We start from the raw sequence: 12,659 nt of genomic DNA on the forward strand, positions 1-12,659 counted from the left end.
TTTATTCTATAATGATAAGTTCTTTATCCATTTTTGTAATCTTTTCGCAACTATTTTTTTTCACCAGCACTGTATCTTCGATTCGTATGCCCCAAAGCCCCGGGATATACAAACCAGGTTCAATAGTTACAACCATATTTGGCTTTAAAATATCAGTGGAATTGGAGGCCAGGCGTGGCGCTTCATGAACTTCTAAACCCACACCATGCCCTGTACCATGAACAAAGTACCGGACGTATTTTTCTCCAAAAACGCTTCGGACACACCGATCAATATCGGCCGCTAAAACGTTTGCTTTAAGACAAGATAGCGCCCGATCATGAGCGTTTTTCACCATTTGATAAGCATTTTTTTGCCTGTCTGTCAATTTCCCAAAAGCAATTGTACAGGTTTCATCCGAGCAATAGCCCTTATACTTAACGCCAAAATCGATAACAACAAAATCTCCTTTTTTTATTTTTCTATCCGTTGGTTTAGCATGGGGAAATGCGGCGTTTTCCCCCGCGGCAACAATCGCTCCAAACGCGAGTTCATCAGCGCCGGCTCTTCGCGCTTGAAGTTCCAATTCCAGCGCCACTTCCTTTTCCGTAAAACCTGGTTTTATTTTACCTATCAGTGAGCGAATGGAAGAAGAGGAAATTTCCGCGGCTTTTTTCATCAGCGCTATTTCTGTTTTGTCTTTGTATGCTCGAAGCAATTTCAATTCATCATTTAAAGCAACAAATACTCCATGATGCACATGGTTCGTCAATTGATTGTACATTCCAAGGGTTATCGAATTCTCTTCAAAACCAATGCGTTTTAGTTTAAGTTTCTTTATCGCCTGAATGATTCCTTCAATTTTATCCTTGTGTTCTATAACCCGCAGACCTTTCGTTTCCATGCCGGCCTGAGTAATATAACGGCCATCAACAAGCAAATTTGTTTCATCGGAACTAATCAAAAGGACACCTTCACTGCCTGTAAAACCGGAGAGGTAACGGATATTGTTCATATTGAAAAATATTAGACTATCTATTTTGCAGGAAGAAAATTTTCTCCGAAGGCGGGATATTCTATCCGGTAATTCTTTATTGGTTTGTGGCATGTATTTTCAACCTATCGACATTTTTAAGCCAGGAGGACAATGTCTTAATCAGTTTATCCGGATCAAAGTTTTCAGCAACGATTGACGAGGTATCAAGTGATTTTTTAAGCATATCAAGTTTTGCAGCGGCCTGAATGTTTTGCGGTTCTTTTTTTATTATTTCTTCGAGGATTTTTCGTGCTACCTGCAAGTGACCTTGCCTGAAATAAAGCTCCGCAAGAGTCACTGTAAACAATTCCGGTTCAGGGATGTTTTCATCTATTATATCAATTTCATTTACAGGATGATCTTCCTGATCAAGAAGAGTCATTTTTTCAATAACCATTCTTGCGTCTTCAGCACCTGGATGCAAAGAAAGAAATTTCTCGTAACAAAACGCGGCATCCTGATGAAAACCATTTTTCCGGTAAACATCACCTGCCCGGTCATAGACAAAAGACAATTCCGAAATAATATTGCCAACATTACGCAAAATATCACGCGCCTCATCAATTCTTCCCATGCCGATTAGAGCGCTGCCGGCAACTACGTAGGCATCGGCGTCGGCAGGAAAAAACTTAATACGCTCCCGTGCGAGATTCAAAGCGCCTGGAAACTTATTTAGCTCCAGCAGTTCTTCCGCTTCATTAAGAAAATTTTTCTGGTCTTTCTCAGAAGTATTGTTTTCCATATTTTTCGGCTAATCGATTAAATAAAAAAGGATTTTTCGCGCTAAGTAACACAGCCGGTATATCGTGTCAAGGCTGGAAAGAAGCAATGTTATGTTTAGATTATTTCAAGGACTGCAAATAATTTTTAGCAAGCCGGCCGAAAGAAGAGTCCGGCGATAATCTAACAACGGTCTGAAACGCTTTTTTAGCATTTTTATTATCTTCAGTCCTGAAATAACACTGACCCAATAAAAATTGAGCATCCACAAGAGAAGGATCTAATTCCACGGATTTCTTAAAATGCCGAATAGCTTCCAGAGGGTTATCCTGATCGAAGTAAATTAGTCCCATATTTTTTTCAATTTGCGGCCGTAACGTGGTTCGGGGATCGGCATTAAGCGCTTCCTGATATTTCGCTGTAGCCTTATTATAATCTTTTTTAGAATAGTAAGCCCAAGCCATATTATAAAGGGCCATTGCAGGCGTATCGTATAAATGATTACTGAGAGCTTTTTCAAACTCCTCAATTGCCTGATCCCAAAGTCCGCTGTCTAAATACAACGTGCCCAAAAAATTATGCGCTTCAGAATAATTTTCATCCAGAGAGATTGCTTCTTTAAATTCCTCTATGGCTTTATCCTTCATGCCTTTTCCATGGTAAGATATGCCTAAATAATAATGAACTTTGGGATTTCCGGAATAGTATTTTTCAGATTCCAACAACTCTTTGAAGGCGTTATTATATTGACCAACGCCGATATAAGAAATGCCTTTGTTCAAAAAAAGTTCTGATTGTTCTCTGTGCCAGGGGGTATAAGTACAGGAGGAACAAAGGAGTATTGTCAGACAAACGAGAGACAAGGAAGTTTTATTTATAATAAACTTATTTTTGTGAACAACCATTTTTAACCTAAATAATATAGCAACGGTCAGCTTAAAACCGATATAGAATGATTAATTTATAATTTTCCCCGCACTTTATTTAATATTGTCACCTTTTAATATCTTGGGTGTCACAAAAATTAACAGCTGTTTTTTGTTACGATTTACATTCTCGGTTTTAAATAACCAACCCAGAACGGGAATCTTCTGCAGCCAGGGCCATCCACTTACCGATGTAGATTCATCAATCGACATAACTCCGCCAACAACAACTGTGTCTCCATCACTAATAACAACCTTTGATTCTATCTCACTTTTCTTGATGGGAGGATTACCCTGCACTTCCTTTGCCCAATCGGGACTATCATTACTTGCCTTGATGTCCATGGAAATTTTTCCTTCATCAGTTATTTTGGGTGTTACTTCCAATTTCAATAAGGCTTCTTTAAAAGAAACAGTTGCCGGTGAAGTCCCGGATGCCGGAGTTGTATACGGAACCTCCGTGCCCTGCTTAATAATAGCTTTAATGCCCTCCATAGTCACAACTTTAGGCGCAGAAATCAATTTTCCTGTACCGTTCTCTTCCAAAGCGGCCAATTGAGTTTCGAGAAAGCCCGTTGCGCCGCCAAATACCAGACCGATAACCGGCCCTGTTACAGCAGCAGGGAAATTTACCGCTGCCATGGCTAAACTTTTACCGGAAATGCTATCAACAATGCCAACTTGAGAAGGATAAGATTGTCTATATTGAGTCGGCGTTAAAGATGTACTACTGCCACCGGATGTACCCAGACCGTAAGTGCCGCCACTGACTTTTTGCTGATTTCCAAAACCCCACTCAACTCCAATCTTTCTGACAAAATCTTCGGTCGCCTCGACAATCTTTGCTTCAATTAATACTTGTTTTAACAACCCTTTTTCCGCCATCATTTTTTGTTCTCTGGCTCTCCGTTCGTCGTCAGCCTTATTTTGATCATCCGCGGCCCTCGCTTTGTCAGCTTCATCTTTTTTCTTTCTATCCAAAGTTGTTATGGTAATGATATGACCTGTTTGCCTTTTAGTTAGACTATTCAAGTCCAATATCGTATCCAGAGCCTGCTTCCATGGAACATTTTTCATAGATAAAGTTATAGAACCCTTCACATCTTCGCTGGAAACAATACTGACATTACCGGATTCAGCCATCAGACGTAAGACACTCTTTATATCTGCATCTTGAAAATCAAGGTCTATTATTCGATCCGTACCCTTGACTGCTTCATACTGGACAGGTTTTACTTCTGTCTCTTCACCTTTCTTAACATCGCTGCCGGTTACAGTTTCCGCACTGACTTTTGCTGTCGCTTTTCTTCCTGTGGTTACAGGAGTTTTTCCTTTAATTCTCTGAGAATCATTATCCTTCTTTTCCAATAAACTGGCGATATTAAAATCAATAAACAAATTCTGTCCTTCTTGTTTTATTGCGAAAGGAACAACCTTTTTAATATCAACAGTTAAATAAACCCATCGCTTACCTTTGATCAATTGTTGCGAAGGTGTTACGCTTATAATATTATTTAATTCACCTTCTCCCAAGGGTCGGCACAGGCGTTCAGGGACAGTCATATTTTCCAATTTTATCAGATAACTGCCGTTATTCTTACTTCTCATATCAATAACCGGCTTTTGGGACACAACAAGATGTATTCTTTCTTTCCCGGACAATTTCTCCAATAAAACATTTTCCAGATTACCTACATTGGCAACAACAGCCGCTGACTTGTCTTCAGATGCTTTGTTTTTATCTGTTGTTTCAGCAGCGAAAGAAACGCCTGCAATATATGTAAAAATCCAAATAGTAATTGTAAAAACAAGAAATGTTTTGGATAAATATTTTTTCATGATCTAACCTCTTTTTAATTTTTGCGCAGTTTTAAAATTACCCTTCTTGGTTTTTTTGTTTCATATTCTTCTATGATGACACGATCAGCCATAATTTCGATTACTTTACCATTATATAAACCAATGCGAGTCCCTTTATATAAAGTATAGAACTTTTTAGCCGTATCTTCACAAATAGCCACTCGATGATCTTTATCACCGGCAATTCCTACTATCCGGTATTTTTCAGCATCGGCTCTTTGCAATGGGAACATAGAAACCTCTGCTTTTTTGAGAACTTGCTTTTTTGCAACAGCAACATCTACTGTTACGAAAGGCCGGAAGGGATCAGGTTTGCCTAATGGATTATAGCTGTAATTGTCTATGGGAGATGTTGTAATAGGCGTCTGAATTTGCGTTGTCATTGCGGCCGGAGTTGCATTTGCCGCAGAGCCGGTCAATGGTTGTTTAACTTGCGCTGTCGTTGCCGCAGGCATAATATTTACAGGAGTCTGCGGAGGAGAAGGCAAGGTATTTTTTACTTCAGCAGCAAAAGCAAAACTTGCTGTAATATAAATAATTATAAAAGTGCTGGCAATGACAAATTTTATTTTTCTCATTTTGTTTTTTCACTTACTTTTTCTTTTTTATCAATAAACATGTACGTCTTAATCGTACAGGTTGTAGCAACAACATGTCCCTTTCCTTTTACTTCTTTTCTGTCTCCGATGGAGATATCGGAAACATTGATAATTCTCGGCAATTGAGCCACTTTGTTAAAAAAGTAAAGGATGTTTTGAAAAGTACCGATTACCGAAACTCCCACCGGTATTTCTTCGTAAAACGGTTCCGCTGCCGGTGCGGCGCCTTTCTTATCTCCGGCACCCACAGGATTAGCATTAGAGGCTTCTCCTTGCCGTTGATCCGAAGGCTTAAGTAATCCCGCTGTTTTTTGTACCCCGGTAGGTTGTTTCTCCAACGTTTTGGGCACTGCCGGTTTAGGTTCAAATAACAGAAATTCAACACCAGCATCCTTCCCTGCTAACGCAACAGAATGAAAAAGTGCTGGTATTTCCTTTTGGTTGGGAAGTTTGAGCAGGGCTACTTTATAATTTTCTGTTAATTTCGCGACGTCAGCCTTGTATTGATCAATCTGCTTGGCAACTTTTTCTTTTTCTTTAATTTTCGACGCTATCTCTGTATATTTATTATTAAGCGAAGATCTCTTTTCTATTGCCGAAGATAAAAAGTAAAACCAATCCAGATAACCGATAATGAAAACAAGCAAACATACAACCAACACTTTGGCTTTAGTAGACATTTTCTTTATATCATTCAATGTGATGGCCATATATTAGAACCCTTTTTTCAGAATACAGGAAAAATTAAACTGTTGTAAAGTAACACCGGCAATCTCCGTCTTTTTTGATGAAATCAAATCCACTGATTTTATCGGATCAAATTTCTCAACATCTTTCATAAAATCGGCAACAATTATATTGTCTCTGCCAATACCTTCAATGTTAATGCGATCCTCTTTCTGGGTTATCTTGACGAGCCAGATATCTTTAGGAACAAGCATAGCCAAATTGTCTAAAGTTTTTACCGGCGCTAAACGGTTTTCTTCTAAAGTTGCAATTACGCCCAGCTTTTGTTCCAACTCCTTTTTATCATTTTTATACTTTTCCAGATCACCTATTTTTTTATCTAATGCCACCAGGGTAGTTTCAGCAGTTTTTACCTTACTTTCTAAATTACTAATTGAAGAATTTATCCAAACCTGCAACCACACAAGCAAAAGAATCAATACGACAAATGAACCTACAGCAATGAATATTTGCTGGCTAAGATTTTCTTTTTTTTCTTTTTCGCGATAGGGTAAAAGGTTTATTTTTATCATTTGTCGCCTATCTTCCTTAAGCCTAAACCTATAACTGCTGCTGCAATTGGTTTAATGCTTTCTATATTCTTTGCGTCAATGTTTCTTTTATTATAGCCAATTTTTAAAAACGGATTGATTAATTCAATTCTCACATTAAGCTTTTCTGATAAACTTGTAACCAAATTGGAAATTTTAGCCGATCCACCGGAAAGCAATACGCGCTTAATGTATTCGCCGCCAAAAGTTGAATGAAAATAATCTATGGACCTTTCGATTTCCAAGCAAATAGGCTTGGTAAACTCCAGAATGCTGTTTTTTAAATCCAGGTTATCTTCTTCACTGCCGTTGGGCAAACCTTCTATTTTGATTTTTTCTGCTTCCTCAAAAGTCAACTTATATTTTTCCTGCAAACTTTCAGTAATAGCGTTTCCGGCCAAAGCAAAATCTCTCGTAAATATTGACATGCCGCCCTTAATAACATTGATGCCGGTAGTACTCGCTCCGATATTTATAATTACAGCAGTTTCATCGTTATCAAATTCATAATTAGCTTCATACACAGTTTCCAAAACAAAAGGAGCGACATCCATAATCATAACATTAAGGCCGGCGGCTGTGATTGCCTCAAGATAACTACTAACCACATCTTTTTTTGCAGCCACAATCATAATATCCATTTGATTAGGGTTATAGTTATTATCGCCCAAAATCTGGAAGTCATAATTAACCTCTTCCATATTATCAAAAGGCAAATATTTGCCTGCTTCATCATGGATCAAATCACGCAATTCTGCTTCATTCATTTGATCCAATGTTACTTTTTTTATAATGACTGAGCTTCCAGCAAGAGAGGTTACTATTCCTTTGTGTTTGCAACCAGAATTTTTGAAGAGTTCTTTAATTTTTAAAGATAATGCACTGGAATCAGCCAAAACACCATCGATAATTATACCCTTGGTTAAGGGAACCTGAAGGAAGCGGTTAAGAACAGGCCCATGAGAGCTACTGACGACTTCACCCAGTTTTAAAGAACTTGAACCGATATCTAAACCAACCAGGCTCTTTTTACGTGAAAAAATTTCTTTTAAGTTTAGCATTAAAGCACCGTCATATAGTTTTTAACGAAACACTTTTATCTCATCATTTTGCCCACCGGTAAACAACATCTCCTTTTTTAACCATACCTAATTCATTTCGGGCCATTGCTTCTATGTAACTGGAATCGTTACGTAATAAAAGTATCTTCTTTTTTAATTCATCGTTCTCCATAGTTATTTCATTGTTTTGCAACTTCAATTGAGCCAATCGTTTACTCATTAGATAGTTATCAACAAATCCCCTGTTGCCAAACGTTATCAAAAGCGCCATGAGCAGCAAAAAACCAACAAGATATCTTCCTATCTTCATTTGAAATCAATTCCCACCAGTTCAATACGATGAAAAAATGATGCACCCTTATTACTTTGTTTCAAGGGAACACTTCTTCATACGGTTTCTGCAATGCTTTGGCTACTTTCAATTCAGAATTCTTTCTAGTAGACAAACCTTTCTCCATTTTAGCGATTGTTTGCGGGGTCAATCCCGCCTTTCTCGCCAATTCAGATATACTCAGAGGAATTGTTTCTCGAAATTTTTTTACGTGATTTTTATTGATATTATCTACCATAAATTAAAGCTTTCCCTTATTATGGTTATTAAGAAACATTAATTTCAGCAAAAAGTCAAGCAAATTGATCAATATTAATTAATATTAATGAATATTGATTAATATTCATAATTGTTTTAATGAAAAATATGGCTTCAATAGGCAAATTGCGTCATAATTCATTACTAAAAAATGAAAATGTTTTAATGAATGGTTTTTATAATTAAAATTATAGATTTACACGGAAGGTAAAACCTGCTGCGGTTCTCCGAGGATAAACTTACCGCTTTCAATCCACTCTTTTAATATATTGGAAATTTGTCTTGCTTTGTAATAACTGGACAAAGGCGCGGTGATCACTTTTTTCCCATCGATAGTAATCGTTCCGCTGCGTAAATCTTTATAACTAACCTCTGCCAGAGGCTTGGGATTGCCTTTAGGATAATCCATACTGTAATCATAAATCTGGGTATAAATATTTTCGTCTTTTACCGCTGTGAAAAGCGCCATGTCTTCATCCAAAATGGGAATAGGAATTCCTATTCCTACAAACAGGGAAACTCCATAACCTAAAATACTCGCCCCTGCCAGCCATTCCGGACCCATTTCTTTCAAATTACCAACAACGGCGATTGTGCCGGCTCCTTGTTTGGGAACGCCGTTTGTTCCACGGGGCACATTAGGATTATGCTGCGTACCAGGCCAAGCCACAAACCCCTGCGCTCCACCTAAAAATATCCGGGTACCAATACCTATTGTCCGGTAATACGGATCGTTGAACAATGGACTTAATTGTCCCGATGTTGCATAAGCCGCATTGGCCATTTGCGGACGAAGCATACCCATGTATGTATATATTGTTCTATCGGATAAATTAACAGCGCAATTATAATTTTGATAAGCATTACGCGGATTAAACAAAATTGCATTTTGTAAATCATTGATCGTAATGTTTCTTTCATATTTTCTGGCGGGATAACAATCGGTCCCGTAACCTTCAGCGCGGAGTTTGACAACATTTCCGGCCACAAGATCTTCTATTACGTGACCGCCGCCGTAGTTAAACTCACCGGGATAAACGCTGTTGAGCGGATCATTTTCCACTACTTCTGTCGCACCAATATAACAATCCACTGCCGCTATTCCGCCATAAGCCGGTACATCATTTAACCAAACTTTGGATGCTCGAATCCGGGGAGAGGTATGACCGAAATTAAGGAACGCTCCCGAAGAGCACATAGCTCCAAAAGTTCCGGTAGTAACGACATCAATTTTGCGGGCGGCTTCAACTGCGCCATGCCGATCCACGACATCAATCATCTCTTCCGCCGTGACAACAACAGCCCGCCCTTCTTTTATCTTTGCGTTTATTTCTTCAAATGTTTTTTTAACTTTAAATTTTTTCATACATAAATTTTGGAATCTGAAATAATTTTGTACCTTTCATACCATTGTTTAGCGCCAATTGCAAAAGCTAAGAAGGATTGTACGCATGCGGTTTGTTTACCACTTTTAAATTAAAGATGATATCGAGGCGGCTAGGAGGATGCAACGAGGCGTATTTTTACACGTGTGACCTTCAGGTTATACGTTGAGGAAGCCGATCCCGATAAATCGGGACCAACAAAGATAGCGCTTTGATCGGAAGCGCATTTCCGTCAGGAGAGCGCATAATAAAAAAAATCTTTCCTTGCCGATAATTTTCGCTAACATGGCGGGAATTCCTTTAGAAGTGGTATCAGGTGTGACCGAATCCGCCATTGCCTCTGGATGTATTTTCCAGTTCCGAAGTTTCGATCCAATCCACCTGAAAAACTTTCTGCACAACCATTTGCGCCAAACGCATACCTCTTTTAACAACGAATGGTTCTTTTCCGTGATTAATAACAATCAATGCAATTTCTCCGCGATAATCAGCATCAATCGTACCCGGTGAATTAAGCAAGGTTATTCCATTTTTTAAGGCCAGACCGCTGCGCGGTCTTATCTGCGCTTCGTAACCTTCGGGCAAAGCTATGGCAATTCCCGTTGGAATTTTCTTACGTTGACCGGGCAAAATAATCTCTTCTTCAAATACGGCGGCAAATATGTCCATTCCGGCGGCCTGATCTGTCATATATTGAGGCAAGGGAAGGTTTTCATTACCCGATATTTTTTGGATATTTACTTTTATTTTTTCCATTTTATCCAACCGGAAAATATATTTCCGCCTGTTTTAATCGGTGAAAAAAATCTTTGCATAATTATCAATTTGTCACTTCGACCACAGGGAGAAATCTTATAAGGTAATAATATAAAATAAAGATTTCTCGTCGCTTTGCTCCTCGGAATGACACAAAAATCTGTTTCGAAAAATAAAAAGAGCCGTTCTGTATCCGTTATTTTACGAATACAGAACGGTTTGCTTTGAATAATTACCGCCAGCAAAGAACTATTTAACTTCGGCGTCCAGAGCTTCTTTGCGGCTAAGACGAATCTTGCCGGATTTGTCAATTTCCAGCACTTTAACCATGACTTCATCGCCTTCCTGCAACACATCAGTCACCTTGGCGATTCTTTCTTTGGCAATCTGCGAGATATGCAGAAGTCCTTCGGTGCCGGGCAGAATTTCGACAAACGCGCCGAAATCGACGATCTTCTTGACCGTGCCACGGTAAATCTTACCAACTTCCGCTTCTTCCGTCAGCCATTTCACCATCGCCACGGCGCGGGCGGCCGCTTCGGCATCGGCGGAAGCAATCGTTACGGTGCCGTCATCTTCGACATCAATGGTAACTCCTGTCTCGCTGATAATTTGACGGATATTCTTGCCACCGGAACCGATAACGTTTCTGACCTGATCTTCTTTTACTTTCACTGTTGTAATACGGGGAGCGTATTTTGATGTATCCGCTCTCGGCGCGGTCATCGTTTCGCGTATTTTCCCTATGATATGAATACGACCTTCACGCGCCTGTGCCAGAGCCTTGCGCAGAATGTCTTCCGTAAGCCCGTCAATTTTAATATCCATCTGCATGGCGGTCACGCCTTTTTCCGTACCGCAAACCTTGAAATCCATATCGCCGGCATGATCTTCATCGCCCAGAATGTCGGACAGAATCACGACTTCATCGCCTTCCTTGAGAAGCCCCATGGCAATTCCCGCGACGATATCCTTCACCGGAACTCCGCCGTCCATCAAACATAAAATGCCGCCGCAAACGGTGGCCATAGAAGACGATCCGTTGGATGATAAAATTTCCGAAACAATCCGGATGGTATAAGGGAATGTTTCAGGATCGGGCAGCACGGGAACCAAGGCCTTGCGGGCCAAAGCACCATGGCCGATTTCTCTTCTGCCGGGACTGCGCTGACCTTTTGCCTCGCCCACACTGAAGGGAGGGAAATTGTAGTGCAGTAAAAACGTTCTTGTCTCCTCACCACCCACATAGTCCATGCGCTGTTCATCAGAGGATGTGCCCAACGTGAGAGCGGCCAATGCCTGCGTTTCACCACGATTGAACAGGGCCGAACCGTGAGCGCGCGGCAGCACGCCGACTTCCGAACTTATTGGACGAATGTCGGTTGAAGACCGACCGTCGATTCTTTTCTTTTCCTGAATAATCATATCGCGCAGAATGCGTGATTCGAGGTGCTCGATAATCGCCGCAACTTTTTTGCCAAGAGCCGCGTCATCTCCACCGATATTTTTTATAACAGCCGCACGGACGTCACCCAGTTTACTGTAACGTTCCAGTTTGCGCGGCAGACTGTATCCTTCTTTCAAACCCGGCAGGGCTTCGGTACGCACTCGCGCAATAAGCTCTTCATCCGGCGCGACTTCTTCCACCGGTCTTTTGACTTTGCCGATAGCCGCCTGCATCTGATCCTGTAAATCAATGACCGGACGGACAGCCTCCAGTCCGAATTTAATGGCATCAACAATGATATCTTCCGGAATCTCTTTGGCTTCGCCTTCCATCATGACCAGTTCCACATCATAGGGATGGCCTGACTTTCCGGGCGTGACTTTGCGTCCCACCAGGAAAAGGTTCATCTCGCTTTCCTTCATTTTTTCCGGCGAAGCATTGGCAACCAATTCGCCATTGATCCTGCCGACACGCACGCCGGCAATCGGTCCTTTAAAAGGAATATCCGATATTCCCAGAGCGGCGGACGCGCCGATCATTGACGCGACATCCGGGTCGTTTTCTTTATCCACGGACAAAAGAGTGGCCACTAATTGCGTTTCCGAATAGTATCCTTTGGAGAACAAAGGACGAATCGCGCGATCAATAACGCGCGACGTCAGAATTTCTCTTTCGTTAGGACGCCCTTCACGCTTAAAAAATCCTCCGGGAATTTTACCAGCGGCAAAAGTCATTTCCTGATAATCAACAGTCAAGGGCAGAAAGTCCACCCCTTCCCGTATACTTTTTAACGAAACCGCCGTAACTAAAACGACTGTGTCGCCGTAGTAAACCAGTATCGACCCATCAGCTTGCGCGGCCACATAATTCGCTTTCAGGGAAATATTCCGCCCGGCGAAATCCGCACTAAATACATTACTCATTAATTTTCCTCCCTTTTATTTTAGTTCTAGCCATAGAATTCAAGGGCGAAACGCATAAGTCAACAGCCGCAGGCATTTAAAATGCCGCGCCTGGCGATCAG

The 12,659-nt window shown here is 40.6% G+C and carries 14 protein-coding genes; all 14 read right to left on the reverse strand.

The window, feature by feature from the left end; translation table 11 throughout:
• Position 1: 1 nt before the first annotated feature.
• Entirely contained in the window at positions 2-1,087 is a 1,086-nt protein-coding gene (locus CVU62_02910; protein PKN39165.1) for an integrase, read from the reverse strand.
• Positions 1,071-1,757, reverse strand: a complete 687-nt coding sequence (locus CVU62_02915; protein PKN39166.1) for a hypothetical protein — start codon at positions 1,755-1,757, stop codon at positions 1,071-1,073. The genes CVU62_02910 and CVU62_02915 overlap by 17 nt, the downstream gene beginning before the upstream one ends.
• A 100-nt stretch (positions 1,758-1,857) precedes the next feature.
• Entirely contained in the window at positions 1,858-2,640 is a 783-nt protein-coding gene (locus CVU62_02920; protein PKN39167.1) for a hypothetical protein, read from the reverse strand.
• A gap of 75 nt (positions 2,641-2,715) precedes the next feature.
• Complete coding sequence (locus CVU62_02925) at positions 2,716-4,500, reverse strand: hypothetical protein (protein PKN39168.1); 1,785 nt, start codon at positions 4,498-4,500, stop codon at positions 2,716-2,718.
• A 14-nt stretch (positions 4,501-4,514) separates the two neighbouring features.
• Positions 4,515-5,099 (reverse strand): hypothetical protein, encoded by a 585-nt coding sequence (locus CVU62_02930; protein ID PKN39169.1) that lies wholly within the window; start codon positions 5,097-5,099, stop codon positions 4,515-4,517.
• Positions 5,096-5,830 carry a hypothetical protein gene (locus tag CVU62_02935; protein ID PKN39170.1) on the reverse strand — a complete coding sequence of 245 codons (735 nt, stop codon included), beginning with the start codon at positions 5,828-5,830 and terminating at the stop codon, positions 5,096-5,098. Before CVU62_02935 ends, CVU62_02930 begins: the two co-directional genes overlap by 4 nt.
• 3 nt (positions 5,831-5,833) lie before the next feature.
• Entirely contained in the window at positions 5,834-6,379 is a 546-nt protein-coding gene (locus CVU62_02940) for a hypothetical protein (GenBank protein PKN39171.1), read from the reverse strand.
• A complete protein-coding gene (locus CVU62_02945) occupies positions 6,376-7,458 on the reverse strand; it encodes a pilus assembly protein PilM (protein PKN39172.1) in 1,083 nt (360 codons plus the stop codon). The genes CVU62_02940 and CVU62_02945 overlap by 4 nt, the downstream gene beginning before the upstream one ends.
• 43 nt (positions 7,459-7,501) lie before the next feature.
• Positions 7,502-7,768: a cell division protein FtsB gene (locus CVU62_02950; GenBank protein PKN39173.1), complete on the reverse strand. Its 267-nt coding sequence runs from the start codon at positions 7,766-7,768 to the stop codon at positions 7,502-7,504.
• 61 nt (positions 7,769-7,829) lie between these two features.
• Positions 7,830-8,027: an XRE family transcriptional regulator gene (locus tag CVU62_02955; GenBank protein PKN39174.1), complete on the reverse strand. Its 198-nt coding sequence runs from the start codon at positions 8,025-8,027 to the stop codon at positions 7,830-7,832.
• Positions 8,028-8,243: 216 nt separating this feature from the next.
• Positions 8,244-9,413, reverse strand: a complete 1,170-nt coding sequence (locus CVU62_02960) for a hypothetical protein (protein PKN39175.1) — start codon at positions 9,411-9,413, stop codon at positions 8,244-8,246.
• A gap of 331 nt (positions 9,414-9,744) precedes the next feature.
• The gene (locus CVU62_02965; protein ID PKN39176.1) at positions 9,745-10,188 is read right to left on the reverse strand and encodes a dUTP diphosphatase; all 444 of its coding nucleotides are present in this window, start codon (positions 10,186-10,188) and stop codon (positions 9,745-9,747) included.
• On the reverse strand, positions 10,176-10,433 hold the full coding sequence (locus CVU62_02970; GenBank protein PKN39177.1) for a hypothetical protein: 258 nt from the start codon (positions 10,431-10,433) through the stop codon (positions 10,176-10,178). Before CVU62_02970 ends, CVU62_02965 begins: the two co-directional genes overlap by 13 nt.
• A 4-nt stretch (positions 10,434-10,437) precedes the next feature.
• A complete protein-coding gene (locus CVU62_02975) occupies positions 10,438-12,558 on the reverse strand; it encodes a polyribonucleotide nucleotidyltransferase (GenBank protein PKN39178.1) in 2,121 nt (706 codons plus the stop codon).
• Between the last annotated feature and the right edge of the window lie 101 nt (positions 12,559-12,659).

Source organism: Deltaproteobacteria bacterium HGW-Deltaproteobacteria-2 (assembly GCA_002840505.1).
In the GTDB taxonomy this organism is placed as follows: Bacteria; Desulfobacterota; Syntrophia; order Syntrophales; family Smithellaceae; genus Smithella.